We start from the raw sequence: 19,162 nt of genomic DNA, 5'->3' as shown, positions 1-19,162 counted from the left end.
AAGGGATATCGCGTATCTCTGGTAAGGATACGGGCATCCGAGCATTCTGTGCGCATGACAGAAAACTTGACGCACCGTCAGCTTTCCCGTCGTCGTCTGCTCGGTCTCGCCGCACTGCAGTCGGCCGCCGCCCTCGGTCTCACCCGGGTGGGCCTGACGTCCGCGCACGCCGTGGAGCCCGAGGCCGTCGACAACGCGCCCGCCATCGTGATCGGCTCCGGCTACGGCGCCGCCGTGGCCGCCCTGCGCCTCGGTCAGGCCGGCATCCGCACGCTCGTCATCGAGATGGGCAGACTCTGGAACACCGCCGGCTCCGACGGCAAGGTGTTCTGTCCCACCAACGCGCCCGACCAGAGATCGATGTGGTTCCGCACACGCACCGAGGCGCCGCTCGCCACCTTCCTCTGGCTGGACGTCGTCAACCGGGACATCAGCCCCTACCCCGGCGTTCTCGACCGGGTCCGCTTCGCCAACATGTCCGTGTACGTGGGACGCGGTGTCGGAGGCGGCTCACTGGTCAACGGCAGCATGGCCGTCACCCCCCTCCAGTCGTACTTCGCCGAGCAGTTCCCCACCGTCGACACCGCGGAGATGTACGGCACGTACTTCCCGCGCGCCCGCTCCATGCTCGGCGTCAACACGATCGACCCCGCCTGGTTCGAGTCCACGGAGTGGTACCGCTTCACCCGGATCTCCCGCAAGCACGCCGAGAACGCCGGTCTGAGGACCACGTTCGTCCCGAGCGTCTACGACTTCGCCTACATGCAGCGCGAGGCCGCCGGCACCGCCACCAGGTCCGCGCTCGGGGCCGAGGTCATCTACGGCAACAACCACGGCAAGCGCAGCCTCGACAAGACGTACCTCGCCTCGGCGCTCGGCACCGGCAACGTCACGATCCACACCATGGAGCGGGCCAGGGGGATACGCAGGGAGAGCGACGGGACGTACGTCGTGACCGTCGACCGCATCGACGACACCGGCACGGTCGTCGAGACCAAGGAGTACGGCTGCACCTACCTCTTCCTCGGCGCCGGCAGCGTCGGCACCACCGAACTCCTGGTCCGGGCACGGGCGAAGGGCACCCTGCCCGCCCTCGACGCGAGCGTCGGCAGCGGCTGGGGGACGAACGGCAACGTGATGCTCGGCCGGGCCAACCACCTCTGGGACACCGTCGGGGCGAACCAGTCCACCATGCCCGTCATGGGCATCGACGACTGGGCGAACACCGCCAACCCGGTCTTCGCCGAGATCGCCCCGCTGCCCACGGGCCTTGAGCACTGGGTCAGCCTCTACCTGGCGATCACCAAGAACCGGGAGCGCGCCTCGTTCACGTACGACGCGGCGAGCGACTCGGCGAAGCTCGGCTGGAGCGCCGCCCAGAGCGCGGTGTCCGTCTCCATGGCGAAGAAGCTCTTCGACCGGATCAACGCGGCCAACTCCACGATCTACCGCTACGACCTGTTCGGCTCGCCCAGCAAGGTCTTCGCCGACGACTTCACGTACCACCCGCTGGGCGGCTGCGTGCTGGGGAAGGCGACCGACGGCTACGGGCGCGTGAAGGGCTATGCGAAGCTGTACGTCACGGACGGCTCGCTGGTGCCCGGGTCGATCGGGGTCAACCCGTTCGTGACGATCACCGCGCTCGCGGAACGGACGATGGCGCGGGTCCTGGCCGAGGACACCGCGGCATGAGGGCCGGCCGGGCGGGGATCGGACCGGTGACGGTGCGGCGGCCCAACTCCAGCGACAGGGCCGAGGCTCAGCCCCGGTAGATCGCCTCGATCTCGTCCGCGAAGTCCTTCGCCACCACGCTGCGCTTGAGCTTCAGCGACGGCGTGAGGTGGCCCGAGTCCTCGGTGAACTGGGAGGGCAGAATGCGGAACTTCCGCACCGATTCCGCCTTCGACACCGCGGCGTTGCCGTCGTCGACCGCCGACTGGATCGCGGCCACGAGGTCGGCGTCCTCGTGCAGCGACGCCGCGGTGGAGCCCGCCGGCTTGCCGTGCTCGGCGGCCCAGCGGCCCAGGAACTCCTCGTCGAGGGTGACCAGCGCGCCCACGAACGGCCGCCCGTCGCCCACCACCATGCACTCAGCGACCAGCGCGTGCGCGCGGATACGGTCCTCGATCACGGCCGGGGCGACGTTCTTGCCGCCCGCGGTGACGATGATCTCCTTCTTGCGGCCCGTGATCCTCAGGTAGCCGTCCTCGTCCAGGGTGCCGATGTCACCGGTGTGGAACCAGCCGTCGGCCAGCGCCTCCTCGGTCGCCCCCGGGTTGTTCCAGTACTCCTTGAACAGGTGCTCGCCGTGCAGCAGCACCTCGCCGTCGTCGGCGATGCGGATCACCGAACCGGGCAGCGGCTGGCCGACCGTGCCGATCTTCTGCCGGTCCCAGGGGTTGAAGGCCGTCGCCGCGCAGGACTCGGTCAGTCCGTAGCCCTCCAGGACCGTGAAGCCGATGCCGCGGAAGAAGTGGCCGAGGCGCTCGCCCAACGGGGCGCCGCCCGAGATGGCGTACTCGCCCCTGCCGCCGAGGACGGCCCGCAGCTTGCTGTAGACGAGCGTGTCGAACACCTTGTGCCTGATCTTCAGGCCGAGCGACGGCCCGGACGGGGTGTCCAGGGCCTTGCTGTACGCGATGGCCGTGTCCGCCGCCCTGTCGAAGATCTTGCCCTTGCCGTCCGCCTGCGCCTTGGCACGCGCCCCGTTGTAGACCTTCTCGAAGACCCGCGGGACACCGAGGATCAGCGTCGGCCGGAACGCGGCGAGCTCGTCGGTGAGGTTCTTGATGTCCGGCAGGTTGCCCAGTTTGATCGGCGCCATCATCGGCGCGATCTGCACCAGTCGTCCGAAGACGTGCGCGAGCGGCAGGAAGAGGAGCACCGAGCACTCACCGGTACGGAACAGCGGACGCAGCCGTTCCACGATGTTCCCGCACTCGGCGAAGAAGCTGCGGTGGGTGAGCACACAGCCCTTCGGGCGGCCGGTCGTGCCGGACGTGTAGACGATGGTCGCCGGGTCGTCGGCCTTGGCCAGCGAACTGCGCTCCTCGACCGTCGCGTCGGTGACGTCCAGGCCGAGGCGGCCCAGTTCCTCCACGGCGCCGGCCTCGATCTGCCAGACGTTCTTGAGGGCGGGCAGCCGGTCGCGCACGGACTCGACGGCGGCCGCGTGGCCGTCCTGCTCCACGACGCAGGCGGTCGCGCCCGAGTCGCTGAGGATCCACTGGACCTGCTCGGGCGAGCTGGTCTCGTACACCGGCACGGTCACGGCGCCCGCGGACCAGATCGCGAAGTCGAACAGCGTCCACTCGTAGCGGGTACGGGACATCAGCGCGACCCGGTCACCCGGCTGGACCCCGGAGGCGATGAGCCCCTTGGCGGCGGCCCGCACCTCGGCCAGGAAGACGGCGGCGGTGACGTCCTGCCAGGCATCGCCCACCTTGCGGGCGATCACGGCGACTTCGGGCTGCTGCGCGGCGTTTCTCCGGACGATGTCGGTGAGATTGCCGTCCGTGGGGACCTCGTACAAAGCCGGAAGGCTGAACTCGCGCAAGACTGCTGCTCCTCATAGGGCGCCGGCACCCGACTCTGCGTGCTGCGACGGTCGGTCCAGGACTCGGGCAGGTGCTCTCGGATTGAGTTGTTGAAATCCTGAGCACAACTGGACTGCCCGGACGTTACCCGTCGGTATCCCTTCTATGACAGGGGGTCGGGCGAGATGTTTTCTCCGTCACACGTCAATAGGCTTTCCTTCGCGCACAGTAGTCCACGGGATTCGCAACTGGCCAGTAACCACAAGCCCGGCCGCCCTTGTTCACTTTTGCGCCACGCCCCTACGCTTGATCACCATGGCATCCACACCAGGCGGTAACAGCAGGACGCGCGTCCACGTGGTCAGTGACGTGCACGGCAACGCGCGCGACCTGGCCCGTGCGGGCGACGGCGCCGACGCCCTGGTCTGCCTCGGTGACCTGGTGCTCTTCCTCGACTATGCCGACCACTCGCGCGGTATCTTCCCCGACCTGTTCGGCGTCGAGAACGCCGACCGGATCGTCGACCTGCGCACCGCCCGCCGCTTCGAGGAGGCCCGCGCGTTCGGCGCCCGGCTCTGGGCCGGGATCGGCTCGGACCGGTCCGCCGTGATCGAGAAGGCGATACGCAAACAGTACGCCGAGCTGTTCGCCGCGTTCCCCGCGCCGACGTACGCCACCTACGGCAATGTCGACATGCCGACCCTGTGGCCGGAGTACGCCGGACCGGGCACCACGGTGCTGGACGGCGAGCGCGTGGAGATCGGCGGCTGGACCTTCGGCTTCGTGGGCGGCGGCCTGCGCACCCCCATGCGCACACCGTACGAGATCAGCGACGAGGAGTACGCGGCGAAGATCGAGGCCGTCGGCGAGGTGGACGTGCTGTGCACGCACATCCCGCCGGAGGTGCCGGAGCTGGTGTACGACACGGTGGCGCGCCGCTTCGAGCGGGGCAGCCGGGCGCTGCTGGACGCGATCCGCCGCACCCGCCCCCGCTACGCGCTCTTCGGCCACGTCCACCAGCCGCTGGTGCGGCGGATGCGGATCGGGGCGACCGAGTGCGTGAACGTCGGGCACTTCGCCGGGAGCGGGAAACCCTGGGCACTGGAGTGGTGACGCCCAGGTGGGGTGCCGATGGCCGGGCGGGCGCGCGGTAGCCTTAGGGCCTTCTGACGCTGCACACGCGTGCGTACGACCCTCCCTCACCGGACCGCATCTGGAGGAGCCACGGCGATGGCGGAACACACCAGTTCGAGCATCACGATCGAGGCGGCACCGGCCGACGTCATGGACGTGATCGCCGACTTCGCCCGCTACCCGGACTGGACGGGCGAGGTGAAGGAGGCGGAGGTCCTTCAGACCGACGACCAGGGCCGGGCCGAGCAGGTCCGTCTCGTCATGGACGCGGGCGCCATCAAGGACGACCAGGTCCTCGGGTACACCTGGACCGGCGACCACGAGGTCTCCTGGACCCTGGTCAAGTCCCAGATGCTGCGCTCCCTCGACGGCTCCTACCTCCTCAAGCCGGCCGGTGCCGGGGCGACCGAGGTGACGTACCAGCTGACGGTCGACGTCAAGATCCCCATGCTCGGCATGATCAAGCGCAAGGCGGAGAAGGTCATCATCGACCGCGCTCTGGCGGGCTTGAAGAAGAGGGTGGAGTCGGCCCCGAAGTAAGGGGCGAAGCCCCCCCGGGGGCGCGGGTGCAGATGGGGGCCCGGGGCGCAGCCCCGAAAGGGGCGCGGGGCTGTGTCGATATGCGGCTCCGCCGCGCGGGCGCGACCAGCCACAGCAAACCCGCAGCCGCCCACCGACCCCAACCCGGCAGACGAGACGACCCGGCAGACGAGACGACCCGGCCCCAAGGCGGAGCCCATGCGCACCATCCTGATCACCGGCCCCGGCGGCGCCGGCCGCACGACGATCGCCGCGGCCACCGCCCTCAAGGCCGCCCGCGAGGGTACCCGCACCCTCGTACTCAGCGCCGACCGCACCGACACCCTCGGCGCGACGCTCGGCGTGCCCACGGGCGCCCGCCCGGTGGAGGCGGCCACCGGACTCACCGCGTGGCGGCCGGACGCCGCGGAGGGCTTCCGCGAGGACCTGGTCGCCTTCCAGGAGCGGGCCACCTCGGTCCTGGACCTCCTCGGCGCCTCCCGCCTCGACGCCGAGGAACTCACCCCGCTGCCCGGCGCCGAGGAGCTCGCCCTCCTGCGCTCCCTGCGCGACGCGGTGCTCTCCGAGGCGTACGACCTGCTCGTCGTCGACCTGCCCCCGGGCCCGCAGGCCGTCGCGCTGCTCGGGCTCCCCGAGGAGCTCCGCCGCTATCTGCGCCGTCTGCTGCCCCCGGAGCGGCAGGCCGCCCGCGCCCTGCGTCCCGTGCTCGGCCGCCTCGCGGGCGTGCCGCTGCCCGCGGAGTGGCTGTACGACACGGCCGCCCGCTGGGACGGCGAACTGGCCGCCGTGCAGACCGTCCTTGAGCAGCGGTCCACGACCGTACGGCTGGTCGCCGAACCAGGACCGAACGGCACCGACCACGTCCGCACCGCCACCGTCGGCCTCGCCCTGCACCGCCTGCGCGTCGACGTGCTCGTCGCCAACCGCCTCCTGCCCCACACCACGCACGGCGCCTGGCTGTCCGGCCTCGTCGCCCAGCAGCGCAAGGCCCTGGAGAGCTGGCGGGACGCGTACGACGGCGGGCCGGGCGTCCACGAGGTCGCCCACCTCGGCAGCGACCCCCGCGGCGGCGACGACCTCACCGCGCTCGACCTGCCCGGCGTCGACCCGGACCCCGCCCCGGTCGAGTGGCCCGTCACCGAACAGCCCGCCGACGAGGGCGGCGGCCGGTGCTTCGTCTGGCACCTCCCCCTGCCCGGCGCGGTACGCGACGAGCTGGACCTCATCCGGCGCGGCGACGAACTCGTCGTCACCGCGGGGCAGTTCCGCCGTATCGTCCAGCTCCCGTCGGCCCTGCGCCGCTGCACGGTGGACGGCGCGTCCCTGCGCGAGGGCGAGCTCAGGATCCGGTTCGCCCCGGACCCGGAACTGTGGCCCGCGGGACGGTGAACGACGCACCGCCGTTCGGGTAACGTCGAAGGTACGAACCGTAGGCAGGAGTCCGCCATGAGCGAAGAGCGCCCCACGTCCGACGACGCTCGCCGGAAGGCTCAGGACGAGGCGGTCGAAGAGGTGCACGTCACCGACCCCGACGCCTGGGCGACGGCGTGCGAGGAGGACCTCGCGGCGGAGAAGGCCCGGCGCCGCGCCCAGTACGGCCCGCCCCCGGGCTCGGCCGCCGAGGAGCTGCGCAAGCTGGTCGACGCCGTCACCGACAAGCTGTCCGGCATCCAGTCACCGCTGTTCGGCGCGGTCGCCTCGGGCACGGCCCAGCAGATGCTGAACCAGGCCGTCCGGCAGGCGAAGGCCGCCGTCGAGCCCGTCATCGAGCGCAACCCCGACGTCTTCGACCACCTGGCCGCCGCCGGCTCCGAGCTGCTCGCCGCGTACCGCTCGGCCGTCGAGGGCCAGGAGAGGCGCTGGACCAACCCCGACACCGACCGCCGCGACCAGGGCGACGGCCCGGGCCCCGGGGAGCGCATCGACTTGGACTGATGTCCCAGTTGAGGCCCTGCCGACAGGAACCCGGCGGCAGGGCCTCCGGTACGGTTGGCCATAGCGGGGCTCGACCGAAACTGAGGGATTCATGGGACTCACCATCGGCGTCGACATCGGCGGCACGAAGATCGCGGCCGGTGTGGTCGACGAGGAAGGCAACATCCTCTCGACCCACAAGGTGCCGACTCCTGGCACGCCCGAGGCCATCGTGGACGCCATCGCCGCCGCCGTCGAGGGCGCCCGCGCCGGACACGAGATCGTCGGCGTGGGCATCGGCGCCGCCGGCTACGTCAACCGCCAGCGGTCCACGGTCTACTTCGCCCCCAACATCGACTGGCGCCAGGAGCCGCTGAAGGAGAAGGTCGAGGCACGCGTCCACCTGCCGGTCGTCGTGGAGAACGACGCGAACGCGGCGGCGTGGGGCGAGTACAAGTTCGGCGCGGGCAAGGGCCACCGCAACGTCATCTGCATCACGCTGGGCACCGGCCTCGGCGGCGGCATCATCATCGGCAACAAGCTGCGTCGCGGGCACTTCGGCGTGGCCGCCGAGTTCGGCCACATCCGCATGGTCCCGGACGGCCTGCTGTGCGGCTGCGGCTCGCAGGGCTGCTGGGAGCAGTACGCCTCCGGGCGCGCCCTCGTCAGATACGCCAAGCAGCGCGCCAAGGCGACCCCCGAGAACGCCGAGCTGCTGCTCTCCCTGGGCGACGGCACACCCGAGGGCGTCGAGGGCAAGCACATCTCCATGGCGGCCCGGCAGGGCGACCCCGTGGCCGTCGACTCGTACCGCGAGCTGGCCCGCTGGGCCGGCGCGGGCCTCGCGGACCTGGCCTCCCTCTTCGACCCCTCCGCCTTCATCGTCGGCGGTGGCCTCTCCGACGAGGGCGAGCTGGTCCTCGACCCGATCCGCAAGTCCTACAAGCGCTGGCTGGTGGGCGGCAACTGGCGCCCGGTGGCCGACGTGATCGCCGCCCAACTCGGCAACAAGGCGGGCCTGGTGGGCGCGGCGGACCTGGCCCGGGAGCCGGACCCGACCATGTGAGGGCCGCTTTTCGCGGTACGTCGGTCCCGCGCCCTTCGGGGGGCGCGGGACCGCATGTGTGTACCCGTATCAGTACCCGACCAGTACCCGCACCCTCAGTCGCAAACGGACAAAACCCCGAGTTGGTGGACGTTCCCTCCTCGGGCCCGGCATACATTGATCCGTATGCCGACCCCGCCGCCACCGCTCCCCAACTCCCGTACCGCCCCTGACGGTTCCGCCGTCATCCGCGTCCTCAGCTACAACATCCGCTCCATGCGGGACGACACCGCCGCCCTCGCCCGAGTGATCACCGCCTGCGCCCCCGACCTGGTTCTGGTGCAGGAGGCCCCTCGCTTCTTCCGCTGGCGCAAGAAGCTGGCGCGGCTGGCGGCGGCCTCGGGGCTGGTGACCCTCGCGGGCGGCGCCACCGCCTCCGGCCCGGCACTGCTGTGCTCCCTGCGGGCGACGGTCGAGCGAACGGAGGACGTGCTTCTGCCCCTCACCCCCGGCCTGCACCGGCGCGGCTTCGCGACGGCGGTCGTACGGTTCGGCGGTGCCCGGCTGGGTGTCCTCAGCTGTCACCTGAGTCTGCAGAAGGACGAGCGGTACGAGCAGGGCGGCATGCTCCTCGACCGGCTCGCCGGGATGGGCGTGGAGCACGCGATCGCGGGCGGCGACCTGAACGAGCGCCCGAACGGCCGCACCTTCAGGCGCCTCGCCGCCGACCTCCAGGACTGCTGGGCCACCGCCCCCTGGGGAGCGGAGCACACCTTCCCTTCCGCCGACCCCCGCCGGCGCATCGACGCGATCCTCGCCACGCGGGGCGTCGAGGTGCTGGGCTGTGGGGTGCCTCATGGCCACCCGGGGGTCGCCGAGAGCGATCTGAGGGCGGCCACGGACCATCTGCCGGTCCTGGCCGCCCTCAGGGTGCCCGCGAGGTAGCCGGTCCACGCCGGGGTCAGACGACCGCGCCGCGCCCGGGATCGTCGTCGTCCTCGTCGTCGCCGTTCATCCGCGTCACCAGCGTGGCGAAACCGCCGAGGAAGCCGCCGATACCGAGGGTGGCCAGCCACCAGGTCATCTCCCAGCCGAGCAGGACCGCGAGCAGCAGCAGGACGGGCCCGCCGAGCACCCCGAGCCAGGCGAACTTGGCGGTCGCGTCGGCCGCGGGCAACGGGGGCGGCTCCGGCGGTATGAAATGGCCCTCGTCGTCCTCGTCGAAGTCGTCCTCGCTCGGCTCCGGCGCCTGGTAGTCGCGTGGGCCGCTGCCGACGCCGGGAGCGAACGTGATGGAACTGCCCAGCGGGGTGGTGGCCGAAGGCCCGGCCTCGTCGGTGGACTGGTCCGCGGGCTTGTCGGAGCTCTCGCCGGACTTCTTGTCCAGGCTCTTGTCCAGGCTTTTGTCCAGGCTCTTGTGCGAGCTCTTGTCGGAGGGCTTGTCGGACAGCTTCTCGGGGGGTTTTCCCGCCGCCTTGTCGGAGGTGCCGTCCGGCTCGGACTCCAGCAGCGCCAGGTCCTCCACCGAGCGGAACGGCCGGGCACCGGGCGGGTCCGGCGGCTCCTCGCCGTACCCGGCGACGATCGCCTGCCACGCCGCGTCCTCGTCGAACGGCACGTGCTGCTCGCCGCCCGGCTCGTCCGGCCCGCCCGACGACTTGTCGCGCGAGTCACCGCGGCGCTCGCCGGGGAGCGCGCCCTTCTCCTCCGGCTCGCGCTCGGAGTCGTGCTCAGCCACCAGTGGCCGTCCCTTCCTGTTGGCCCACCTGTCCCGCACCGGTCGTCCCCTTGCCGACGCCGGGCGCGAGCCGGGCGATGAACGCGTAGCTCTCCTCGAAGATCCGCTCCGCGTCATTGTCCAACGTCGCCACGTGATAGCTCTGTTCCAGCAGGACCTCCGTGACGTCCGTGGACGACACCCGGCTGAGGATGCGCGCGGAGTCGGCCGGCGGCACCACATGGTCCTCGGGGCTGCGCAGCAGCAGCATCGGCTGGGTCACCTGGGGGAGCTCGCCGTCGACCAGCCGGCAGAACTGCCGCAGGGAGTGCGCCGCGTGCAGCGGGACCCGGTCGTATCCGACCTCGACGGCGCCCTCCTTCTTGATGTCGTTGGTGAGACCCTTCGTCGCCCGGACGAGGTGACGGAGCACCGGGAGGGCGTACGCCGACAGGCCGTGCACCTTGTTCGCCGGGTTGACGACCACGATGCCGCTGACGCCGTCCCCGTGCTTCGCGGCCAGGCGCAGGGTCAGCGCGCCGCCCATGGAGAGGCCGAGGACGAACACCTGAGCACAGCGCTCGTGCAGGGCCCGCAGTTCGCGGTCCACCTCCGCGTACCAGTCCTGCCAGCCGGTGAGCTGCATGTCCTCCCAGCGCGTGCCGTGGCCGGGCAGCAACGGCAGGGCGACGGTCAGACCGCGCTCGGCGAGGTACCGCGCCCAGGGGCGCAGCGACTGCGGGGAACCGGTGAAGCCGTGGCAGAGAAGGACGCCGATCTCCCCGCCCTCGTGGCGGTAGGGGTCGGCTCCAGGAAGGACCGGCACGTCGGTCTCCTGTTCGGTGAGGTAAGGACCGGGAACGACAGCAGGCACAACAACAGACTCAACGACAGACTCAACGCCAAGTACAACAAGGGGACATGCCCCGGGGGCCTCACATCACCTCTGTGGTTGGCGGGCTTCGAGGTGTACTTCACCGTACGCGACCGCACTGACACCGACCAGGCCCTTCAGTCACTCGGCCCGTACCCCCGGCCTCCCCCAAAACTGTCCGATCCCGGCCCACAGGGGCCTTTGACAGCGCTCCGGGTTAAGGTCTGATCGACAGACACAGGAGGCACTCGGTTGTTGTACGGCGCGATGAAGGTTTCCGTCGGAGGGCCGCTGAAGCTTGCCTTCCGGCCCTGGGTGGAGGGCCTGGAGAACGTTCCGGCCGAGGGCCCCGCGATCCTGGCGAGCAACCATCTGTCCTTCTCCGACTCGTTCTTCCTTCCCGCGGTCCTCGACCGGAAGGTCACGTTCATCGCGAAGGCCGAGTACTTCACGACGCCCGGCATCAAGGGCCGTTTGACGGCGGCCTTCTTCAAGGGTGTCGGTCAGCTCCCCGTGGACCGCTCCGGCGCGCGTGGCGCGGGTGAGGCGGCGATCAAGAGCGGTATCGAGGTCCTTGAGCGCGGCGAACTGTTCGGCATCTACCCAGAGGGCACCCGCTCGCCCGACGGCCGCCTCTACCGGGGCAAGCCCGGCGGCCTCGCACGCGTGACGCTCGCCACGGGTGCGCCCGTCATCCCGGTCGCCATGATCGACACGGAGAAGATCCAGCCGCCCGGGAAGATCATTCCGAAGCTGATGCGACCCGGCATCCGGATCGGCAAGCCCCTGGACTTCAGCCGCTACCAGGGCATGGAGCACGACCGTTTCGTGCTCCGCGCGGTGACCGACGAGGTCATGTACGAAATCATGAAGCTCTCCGGCCAGGAGTACGTCGACGTGTACGCCACCGCTGCCAAGCGGCAGATAGCGGAGGCCGCGAAGGCGGAGAAACAGGCCGGGAAGGAAGCGGAGAAGGCCGACAAGGCCGACAAGGCCGCGAAGGCGGCGCTGGCCAAGGCCGAGCAGGACCAGGCGGAGAAGGAACGGGCCGAAAGGGAACGGGCCGAAAGGGATCGGTCCCAGAACGAGCGCTGAGCGGGAGCGGGAGCAGCGGTCCGGCTGCGGGACGGACACTTCCTCAGGGGTTGGGTGGCGAGCGCCCCGGAGGCGAACGGCCCAAAAAAGGGGGGGGCATGCCCAAGCGCGAGAGAGTCATGAGGATGTCGGTCGAGCAGCCGCTGTGGCGTGCCCTGACCGGCTACCGCATCCTGACGATGCTGTACGCGATCGGCCTCTTCGTCAGCACGAACGACGAGTTCGCCCGCCCCTGGGTGGCCATCGCCTACTACGCCGTGCTCGCCGTGTGGACACTGGCCACCCTGCCCAGGGTCGCGAACGCGGCCAACTGCACCAAGGGGTTTCTCGCCGCCGACCTCGCCATCGCGCTCGCCGGCATCCTGCTCACCCGCGTCGCCGACGCACCCGAGCGGATCGACGGCGGCAACCCCACGCTGCCGTCGATATGGACCGCGGGCGCCGTCCTGGCCTTCGCGATCAAGGGTGGCTGGCGGTGGGCGGCCTTCGCCTCCACCCTCGTGGCCGCCGTCAACATCGCCGAGCGCGGTGCCCCGACCCGCGACACCGTCCACAATGTGCTGCTCGTCTGCATCGCCTCCATCGCCATCGGCTACGTAGTCGAGGTCGCCCGCGCCTCCGAGCGCACCCTCGCCCGAGCCCTGGAGATCGAGGCCGCCACCCGCGAACGCGAGCGGCTGGCCCGCGACATCCACGACAGCGTGCTCCAGGTCCTCGCCATGGTGCAGCGGCGCGGCACCGCGCTCGGCGGCGAAGCCGCGGAACTGGGCCGGCTGGCGGGCGAACAGGAAATCGCCCTGCGCACCCTGGTGTCCGGAGGGCTCGTTCCCGTATCGCGCGTCTCGGAGGACGCGGCCCAGGGAGCGGTCGTACGGGCGGTGGAGGAGCCGGACGACCCGCACGATCCGAATGCGCCGCACGACCCGAATGCGCCGGACGCGCCGGACGGAGAGGCGCACGCGGTCGACCTGCGCGCCCTGCTCGCCCCCTACGCCGGCTCCAAGGTCACCCTCTCCGAGCCCGGCGCCCCCGTGCGGCTCCCCCCGCTGACCGTGCGCGAGCTGACGGCGGCTGTCGGTGCGGCCCTGGACAACGTCCGCAGACACGCCGGAGAGAATGCCCGTGCCTGGATCCTGGTGGAGGACGAGCCGGACGAGGTGATCGTGACGGTGCGGGACGACGGTCCGGGCATCCCGGAGGGGCGGCTCGCTCAGGCCGAGGGCGAGGGCCGGCTCGGCGTGGCCCTGTCCATCCGGGGCCGACTGCGCGACATCGGCGGTACGGCCGACCTGATCTCGGTCCCGGGACAGGGCACGGAAGTCGAACTGAAGGTACCCAAGGCCCCGCGGAAGCCGAAGGCTCCACAGCATTCGAAGGACGTGCGGGGGAAGGCGGAGAAGCGGTGACGGAGAGCAGGCAGACGCGGACATCCGGGGCACCCGGGGGACAGGACCAGCGGGACCCGATCAAGGTCATGGTGGTCGACGACCACCCCATGTGGCGCGACGCCGTCGCCCGCGACCTCACCGAGTCCGGTTTCGACGTGGTCGCCACGGCCGGCGACGGCGAGCAGGCGGTGCGCCGAGCCCAGGCCGCCGCGCCCGACGTCCTGGTCCTGGACCTGAACCTGCCGGCGAAACCCGGGGTGCGGGTGTGCAAGGAACTGGTGGGAGCGAACCCGGCGCTGCGTGTCCTCGTCCTCTCGGCCAGCGGTGAGCACGCGGACGTGCTGGAAGCCGTGAAGTCCGGGGCGACCGGCTACCTCCTCAAATCGGCCTCCACCGAGGAACTGATCGACGCGGTGCGCCGCACGGCCGTCGGTGATCCCGTGTTCACGCCGGGGCTCGCGGGCCTGGTCCTCGGCGAGTACCGCCGCCTCGCCTCCGAGCCCGCCCCCGCCGCGGGCGCCGACGAGCCCAAGGCACCGCAGCTCACCGAGCGCGAGACCGAGGTGCTCCGCCTGGTCGCCAAGGGCCTGAGCTACAAGCAGATCGCGGAACGCCTGGTCATCTCGCACCGCACGGTCCAGAACCACGTGCAGAACACCCTCGGCAAGCTCCAGCTGCACAACCGCGTGGAGCTGGTCCGCTATGCCATAGAGCGGGGGCTCGACGAGGCGTAAACAGTCCGATACACCCGGACGAGTGATCCCGACTTGATCAACTCACCCACGATTCACCGGAATTGACCATCTGCCCCATGTTGAAGTGACCTGGATCACTATTAGCGTGGCTGACGTCAGATGTGGTGCGTCCGCGACGCGCGTCGGCGCGCGTATGGCGATCAGGCAGCGTAGGGCGAAGGGACATTTCCATGCGGGTCGGAGTACTGACCGGAGGCGGCGACTGCCCCGGGCTCAATGCCGTCATCCGGGGCATCGTCCGCAAGGGCGTGCAGGAGTACGGCTATGACTTCGTCGGCTTCCGGGACGGCTGGCGGGGGCCGCTCGAAAACGACACCCTGCGGCTCGACATTCCCACGGTGCGCGGCATCCTGCCGCGCGGCGGCACCATCCTCGGCTCCTCTCGGACCAATCCCCTCAAGCAGGAGGGCGGGATCCGAAGGATCAAGGAGAACCTCGCCAAGCAGGAGGTCGAGGCGCTTGTCGCGATCGGCGGCGAGGACACCCTGGGCGTGGCCGCGCGCCTCACGGACGAGTACGGCGTCCCCGTGGTCGGCGTCCCGAAGACGATCGACAACGACCTCTCGGCCACGGACTACACCTTCGGTTTCGACACCGCGGTGGGCATCGCGACGGAGGCGATCGACCGTCTGCACACGACGGCCGAGTCACACATGAGGGTTCTGGTGGTGGAGGTGATGGGCCGCCACGCCGGCTGGATCGCCCTGCACTCGGGCCTCGCGGGCGGCGCGAACGTCATCCTCATCCCGGAGCAGCGCTTCGACGTCGAGCAGGTCTGTGCCTGGGTGACCTCGCGCTTCCGGGCGTCGTACGCGCCGATCGTGGTGGTGGCGGAGGGAGCCATGCCCAAGGACGGCGACATGGTCCTGAAGGACGAGTCCCTCGACTCCTTCGGCCATGTCCGTCTCTCCGGAGTCGGAGAGTGGCTGGCCAAGGAGATCGAGAAGCGCACGGGCAAGGAGGCCCGTACGACGGTGTTGGGCCATGTCCAGCGGGGCGGCACTCCCAGTGCCTTCGACCGCTGGCTGGCCACCCGCTTCGGGCTGCACGCGATCGAGGCCGTACGTGACGGGGACTTCGGCAAGATGGTCGCCCTGCGTGGTACGGACATCGTCCGGGTTCCCATCGCGGAGGCCACGGCCAAGCTGAAGACGGTCGACCCCAAGCTGTACGAGGAGGTAGGCGTCTTCTTCGGCTGACCCCGGCCCGCCGCCCGGCCGTCCCGGGGCTTTTCCTCGCCCCCGCCGCCCCTACCCCTCCCATCCCCGGGGGCTGCGCCCCCGGACCCCGCTTCGGCCTGAACGGCCTCGTCCTCAAACGCCGGACGGGCTGGATCGTTCAGCCCCTCCGGCGTTTGAGGAGCGGGGGCCCGGGGGCCGGCCCCCGAAACGGGGTCCGGGACGGAGCCCGAGGTGGGTGCGGGGCGGAGCCCCCAAGCCGCCCCGGGGGTTCCAAGGGGCGCAGCCCCCTTGGCCGGGGTCGAAGGGGCGGAGCCCCTGGGGATGGGACGGGTAGGGGCGGCGGGGGCGAATCAACCCCCGGCTACGAACGCGGCCGCACCGCCCCCGCACCCCGAACCCCCACACCCCGTACCCCGCGCAGGTCCCGCAGTCCCCCGAGCAACTCCCGCACCACCACCGCACCGTTCAGCGTCAACACCGACTCGGGGTGGAACTGGACGCCGGCGAACCCGGGCCCGCGCAGAGCGTGCACCTCACCGTTCGCGGCCCGGCTCACCTCGACCCCATGGGCCCTCAACTCCTCGGCCGTCTCGTCGTCGCAGTACGCCACGAAGCTGTTGTAGAAACCCACCGTCTCCGCCCGCCCGAACAGATCGATCTCCGTCTGGGCACCCTGGTACGGGACGCGCTTGCGCACGATCTCCAGCCCCAACTCGGCCGCGATCAGCTCATGACCGAGGCAGACACCGAGAACCCCGTGCCGGTGCCCTCGCACGACATCAGCCGCCAGCCCTCGCAGGAACCGCATCTTGGGGTCACCCAGGTCGGAGGGATCCCCCGGACCGGGCCCCAGCACGACCGGCCCCTCGTGCGCGAGCACAACCTCCCGCAACCCCGGCTCGTCGTATCGCCGCACCGTCACCTCCAGCCCGGACGAACGCAGCACGTGCCCGAGCATCGCGGTGAAGGTGTCCTCACCGTCGACGACCAGAGCGTGACCCTCAAGAACGTCGGACCGTTCCTGCATCCGCAGCCAGAACGGGGCCAGCGAGGCCCGCCGCCCGTCGAGCGCCGCGCGCACCCGGGGATCGTCCGACAGCCGCGACCGCACCCGCTCCTCCCGGGGCCGGCCGGGCCGCACGCCCAGCGCGGCCAGCACACCCGCCACCTTCGCGTGCGTCTCGGCGACCTCGCTCACGGGATCCGAGCCCCGGACGAGCGTCGCCCCCACGGACACCCTGAGGCGCCCGTCCGCGTCGATGTCGGCGGTCCGGATGAGGATGGGCGAGTCCAGGGTCTGGGTCCCGCCCGCATCCCGGCCGAGCAGCGCCAGTGCCCCCGCGTAGTACCCGCGCCCACCCACCTCGTGCCGTTCGATCACCCGGCACGCGTTCTGCACGGGCGACCCCGTGACGGTCGCCGCGAACATGGTCTCCCGCAGCACGTCCCGTACGTCCAGCGACGACCGCCCCCGCAACTCGTACTCCGTGTGCGCGAGATGGGCCATCTCCTTCAGCCGTGGCCCGACCACGACCCCGCCCATGTCGCCGACGGTGCACATCATCTTGAGCTCCTCGTCGACGACCATGGAGAGCTCCTCGATCTCCTTTCCGTCGGCGAGGAACTCCAGCAGGTGCTCCGGCGTCGGCCCCTCGGCCGGGTAGCGGTACGTCCCGCTGATCGGGTTCATGACGACGGTCCCACCGGACATACGGACGTGCACTTCCGGGCTCGCCCCCACCAGCGTCCGCTCGCCGGTGTGCACCACGAACGTCCAGTACGCACCCCGCTCACCCTCCAGCAGCCGCCGGAACAGAGCCAGGGCGTCGGCGCGCCGGAATCCGGGGATCTCACCCTCGTACGTCCGCCGGATCACGAAGTTCGCGCCCTCGCCCCGCCCGATCTCCTCACGCAGCACCCGCCCGACGATCTCCGCGTACTCCTCGTCATCGACGTCGAAGCCGCCGGCGCTGACGCGGACGTCGTGGGCGGGAAGCTGGGCCAGCGCGTCTTCCAGCGTCAGCGTGTGCGTCTCCTCGGGCGTGAGCACCACCAGCGGTGTCCCGTCGTCCCGTACGTCGAAGCCGCGCTCGCGGATCTGGCGGAAGGGCACCAGGGCCAGGCCCTCGCCGGGGAGGTCGGCGAGATGGTCGTACGTGGAGACCGGGCCGAGCAGCACCTCCACGGTGTTCTCGTCGTGGCCGGGGGAGCGGCGGCGGAGCAGGGCGAAGGGGCGGTCGTCGTGCGCGAGCTGTGCCAGGTCCATGGGTTTCCTCGTCCGTCCTCAGTCGATGTCGTTGTCGATGTCGGTATCGATGGCCGTATCGATGCCGGTGAGGAACGACCCCGGAAACGCCGAAGGCCGCCCCTCGGGCGGCCTTCGCGAAGTCTTGCGTACGCGCAGTCAGTGGGCCGCCGGGTGAGCGGTCCACCACCAGTTCTGGGTCGAAAGCGCGAACATGCCCGAACCGTACACCACACGAGGGCACCGCCATGCCCCGCAGCATCTCGCAGCGCGTAACCGTCGTCTCACTTGATGGGCACGGGCCGGTGGCCCTGACACAACCCCGTAATCTTGTGGCGTGACCGTGAACGCTAAGTCCAGCGCGAGCGCTGGCAACACCTGGCGAGACCTGCCCGCGGCGCAGCAGCCCGAGTACCCCGACCCCGAGGCTCTGCGCGCAGTCGTTGCGGAGCTGGAGTCGTATCCGCCGCTCGTCTTCGCGGGCGAGTGCGACCAGCTGCGCGCCCGGATGGGAGCCGTCGCCAGGGGGGAGGCGTTCCTTCTCCAGGGCGGCGACTGCGCCGAGGCCTTTGACGGGGTGTCCGCCGACCACATCCGCAACAAGCTCAAGACGCTGCTCCAGATGGGCGCCGTGCTCACGTACGCGGCCTCCGTGCCCGTCGTGAAGGTCGGCCGGATCGCGGGGCAGTACTCCAAGCCGCGCTCCAAGCCGACCGAGACCCGCGACGGCGTGACGCTTCCGACCTACCGGGGCGACTCCGTCAACGGCTTCGACTTCACCGGGGCGGCCCGCGTCCCGGACCCCGAGCGCCTGAAGCGGATGTACCACGCGTCCGCGTCGACGCTCAACCTGGTGCGTGCCTTCACCACCGGCGGCTATGCCGACCTGCGCCAGGTGCATGCCTGGAACCAGGACTTCGTGAAGTCGTCCCCGTCCGGGCAGCGCTACGAGCAGCTGGCGCGCGAGATCGACAACGCGCTGAACTTCATGCACGCCTGCGGGACCGACCCGGAGGAGTTCAAGACCGTCGAGTTCTTCTCCTCGCACGAGGCGCTGCTGCTCGACTACGAGTCCGCCCTGACCCGGGTCGACTCGCGCACCGGCCAGCTGTACGACGTCTCCGGACACATGGTGTGGATCGGCGAGCGCACCCGGCAGCTGGACGGTGCCCACATCGAGTTCGCGTCGAAGATCCGCAACCCGATCGGGATCAAGCTCGGCCCCACGACGACGGCCGAGGAGGCGCTGCGGTACATCGAGCGTCTCGACCCCGAGCGCGACCCGGGCCGGCTGACCTTCATCGTCCGCATGGGCGCGGACAAGATCCGCGACAAGCTCCCCGAGCTGGTCGAGAAGGTCACGGCCTCCGGCGCGGTGGTGGCGTGGGTCACCGATCCGATGCACGGCAACACCTTCGAAGCGGCCTCCGGCCACAAGACCCGCCGCTTCGACGACGTACTCGACGAGGTGAAGGGCTTCTTCGAGGTCCACAAGGGCCTCGGCACCCACCCGGGCGGCATCCATGTGGAGCTGACCGGCGACGATGTCACCGAGTGCGTGGGCGGCGGCGACGAGATCTTCGTCGACGACCTGCACCAGCGGTACGAGACGGCCTGCGACCCCCGGCTCAACCGCAGCCAGTCGCTCGACCTGGCCTTCCTCGTCGCCGAGATGTACCGGGACCAGTAGGGGCCAGTAGGGGACCGATACGGTGGCCAGTCGATACTGGCTCGGCGC

General features: G+C 70.6%; 17 protein-coding genes. 12 read left to right on the top strand and 5 right to left on the bottom strand.

Annotated elements, in window-relative coordinates; translation table 11 throughout:
* The first annotated feature begins 54 nt into the window (after window positions 1–54).
* Entirely contained in the window at window positions 55–1,692 is a 1,638-nt protein-coding gene (locus IE262_RS06765; RefSeq protein WP_189872033.1) for a GMC oxidoreductase, read from the top strand.
* Between the two features lie 67 nt (window positions 1,693–1,759).
* Here IE262_RS06765 and IE262_RS06760 read toward each other — a convergent pair whose 3' ends face one another.
* On the bottom strand, window positions 1,760–3,556 hold the full coding sequence (locus IE262_RS06760; protein WP_134032438.1) for an AMP-dependent synthetase/ligase: 1,797 nt from the start codon (window positions 3,554–3,556) through the stop codon (window positions 1,760–1,762).
* 295 nt (window positions 3,557–3,851) lie between these two features.
* On the opposite strand from IE262_RS06760, the gene IE262_RS06755 reads away from it, so the two are divergent.
* From IE262_RS06755 to IE262_RS06730, 6 genes are all read left to right on the top strand, one after another.
* Window positions 3,852–4,649 carry a metallophosphoesterase family protein gene (locus IE262_RS06755; protein WP_189872031.1) on the top strand — a complete coding sequence of 266 codons (798 nt, stop codon included), beginning with the start codon at window positions 3,852–3,854 and terminating at the stop codon, window positions 4,647–4,649.
* Between the two features lie 117 nt (window positions 4,650–4,766).
* Window positions 4,767–5,210, top strand: coding sequence for an SRPBCC family protein (locus IE262_RS06750; protein ID WP_134032444.1), 444 nt, complete (start codon window positions 4,767–4,769; stop codon window positions 5,208–5,210).
* 198 nt (window positions 5,211–5,408) lie between these two features.
* A complete protein-coding gene (locus IE262_RS06745; RefSeq protein ID WP_189872029.1) occupies window positions 5,409–6,599 on the top strand; it encodes an ArsA family ATPase in 1,191 nt (396 codons plus the stop codon).
* Between the two features lie 57 nt (window positions 6,600–6,656).
* The gene (locus IE262_RS06740; RefSeq protein WP_134032450.1) at window positions 6,657–7,145 is read left to right on the top strand and encodes a DUF5304 domain-containing protein; all 489 of its coding nucleotides are present in this window, start codon (window positions 6,657–6,659) and stop codon (window positions 7,143–7,145) included.
* A 91-nt stretch (window positions 7,146–7,236) separates the two neighbouring features.
* Complete coding sequence (locus tag IE262_RS06735; protein ID WP_134032453.1) at window positions 7,237–8,190, top strand: ROK family glucokinase; 954 nt, start codon at window positions 7,237–7,239, stop codon at window positions 8,188–8,190.
* Between the two features lie 165 nt (window positions 8,191–8,355).
* Complete coding sequence (locus IE262_RS06730) at window positions 8,356–9,114, top strand: endonuclease/exonuclease/phosphatase family protein (protein ID WP_189872027.1); 759 nt, start codon at window positions 8,356–8,358, stop codon at window positions 9,112–9,114.
* A gap of 16 nt (window positions 9,115–9,130) precedes the next feature.
* Here the strand turns inward: IE262_RS06730 and IE262_RS06725 are convergent, their stop codons facing one another.
* Both IE262_RS06725 and IE262_RS06720 read right to left on the bottom strand, forming a co-directional pair.
* A complete protein-coding gene (locus IE262_RS06725) occupies window positions 9,131–9,907 on the bottom strand; it encodes a hypothetical protein (RefSeq protein ID WP_189872025.1) in 777 nt (258 codons plus the stop codon).
* A complete protein-coding gene (locus IE262_RS06720; RefSeq protein WP_189872023.1) occupies window positions 9,900–10,712 on the bottom strand; it encodes an alpha/beta hydrolase in 813 nt (270 codons plus the stop codon). Before IE262_RS06720 ends, IE262_RS06725 begins: the two co-directional genes overlap by 8 nt.
* Before the next feature lie 315 nt (window positions 10,713–11,027).
* Here IE262_RS06720 and IE262_RS06715 point away from each other — a divergent pair, with 315 nt between their 5' ends.
* The 4 genes from IE262_RS06715 (at window position 11,028) to IE262_RS06700 (ending at window position 15,197) form a co-directional block, all read left to right on the top strand.
* Window positions 11,028–11,855, top strand: coding sequence for a lysophospholipid acyltransferase family protein (locus IE262_RS06715; RefSeq protein ID WP_189872021.1), 828 nt, complete (start codon window positions 11,028–11,030; stop codon window positions 11,853–11,855).
* 98 nt (window positions 11,856–11,953) lie between these two features.
* A complete protein-coding gene (macS, locus tag IE262_RS06710; protein ID WP_189872019.1) occupies window positions 11,954–13,261 on the top strand; it encodes a MacS family sensor histidine kinase in 1,308 nt (435 codons plus the stop codon).
* 68 nt (window positions 13,262–13,329) lie between these two features.
* Window positions 13,330–13,977, top strand: a complete 648-nt coding sequence (locus tag IE262_RS06705) for a response regulator (protein WP_134032964.1) — start codon at window positions 13,330–13,332, stop codon at window positions 13,975–13,977.
* 191 nt (window positions 13,978–14,168) lie between these two features.
* Window positions 14,169–15,197, top strand: coding sequence for a 6-phosphofructokinase (locus tag IE262_RS06700; RefSeq protein ID WP_134032463.1), 1,029 nt, complete (start codon window positions 14,169–14,171; stop codon window positions 15,195–15,197).
* A gap of 343 nt (window positions 15,198–15,540) precedes the next feature.
* Here the strand turns inward: IE262_RS06700 and IE262_RS06695 are convergent, their stop codons facing one another.
* Window positions 15,541–17,445 (bottom strand): anthranilate synthase family protein, encoded by a 1,905-nt coding sequence (locus IE262_RS06695; RefSeq protein WP_189872017.1) that lies wholly within the window; start codon window positions 17,443–17,445, stop codon window positions 15,541–15,543.
* Between the two features lie 138 nt (window positions 17,446–17,583).
* Window positions 17,584–17,640 (bottom strand): trp operon leader peptide, encoded by a 57-nt coding sequence (locus IE262_RS40510; protein ID WP_078912442.1) that lies wholly within the window; start codon window positions 17,638–17,640, stop codon window positions 17,584–17,586.
* A gap of 121 nt (window positions 17,641–17,761) precedes the next feature.
* Here IE262_RS40510 and IE262_RS06685 point away from each other — a divergent pair, with 121 nt between their 5' ends.
* The gene (locus IE262_RS06685; protein ID WP_189872015.1) at window positions 17,762–19,114 is read left to right on the top strand and encodes a class II 3-deoxy-7-phosphoheptulonate synthase; all 1,353 of its coding nucleotides are present in this window, start codon (window positions 17,762–17,764) and stop codon (window positions 19,112–19,114) included.
* Window positions 19,115–19,162 lie beyond the last annotated feature (48 nt).

Origin of the sequence: Streptomyces bluensis (assembly GCF_014650715.1) — a bacterium.
Classification (GTDB): Bacteria; Actinomycetota; Actinomycetes; order Streptomycetales; family Streptomycetaceae; genus Streptomyces; species Streptomyces bluensis.
The sequence above is the reverse complement of the archived record's forward strand: the minus strand, read 5'-3'. Positions and strand labels throughout refer to the sequence as shown.

Excerpts from the sequence above, each read along its gene's own strand:
- IE262_RS06765 (WP_189872033.1), top strand. The coding sequence starts at position 55 with ATGACAGAAAACTTGACGCACCGTCAGCTTTCCCGTCGTCGTCTGCTC.
- IE262_RS06755 (WP_189872031.1), top strand. The coding sequence starts at position 3,852 with ATGGCATCCACACCAGGCGGTAACAGCAGGACGCGCGTCCACGTGGTC.
- IE262_RS06750 (WP_134032444.1), top strand. The coding sequence starts at position 4,767 with ATGGCGGAACACACCAGTTCGAGCATCACGATCGAGGCGGCACCGGCC.
- IE262_RS06745 (WP_189872029.1), top strand. The coding sequence starts at position 5,409 with ATGCGCACCATCCTGATCACCGGCCCCGGCGGCGCCGGCCGCACGACG.
- IE262_RS06740 (WP_134032450.1), top strand. The coding sequence starts at position 6,657 with ATGAGCGAAGAGCGCCCCACGTCCGACGACGCTCGCCGGAAGGCTCAG.
- IE262_RS06735 (WP_134032453.1), top strand. The coding sequence starts at position 7,237 with ATGGGACTCACCATCGGCGTCGACATCGGCGGCACGAAGATCGCGGCC.
- IE262_RS06730 (WP_189872027.1), top strand. The coding sequence starts at position 8,356 with ATGCCGACCCCGCCGCCACCGCTCCCCAACTCCCGTACCGCCCCTGAC.
- IE262_RS06715 (WP_189872021.1), top strand. The coding sequence starts at position 11,028 with ATGAAGGTTTCCGTCGGAGGGCCGCTGAAGCTTGCCTTCCGGCCCTGG.
- macS (WP_189872019.1), top strand. The coding sequence starts at position 11,954 with ATGCCCAAGCGCGAGAGAGTCATGAGGATGTCGGTCGAGCAGCCGCTG.
- IE262_RS06705 (WP_134032964.1), top strand. The coding sequence starts at position 13,330 with ATGGTGGTCGACGACCACCCCATGTGGCGCGACGCCGTCGCCCGCGAC.
- IE262_RS06700 (WP_134032463.1), top strand. The coding sequence starts at position 14,169 with ATGCGGGTCGGAGTACTGACCGGAGGCGGCGACTGCCCCGGGCTCAAT.
- IE262_RS06695 (WP_189872017.1), bottom strand. The coding sequence starts at position 17,445 with ATGGACCTGGCACAGCTCGCGCACGACGACCGCCCCTTCGCCCTGCTC.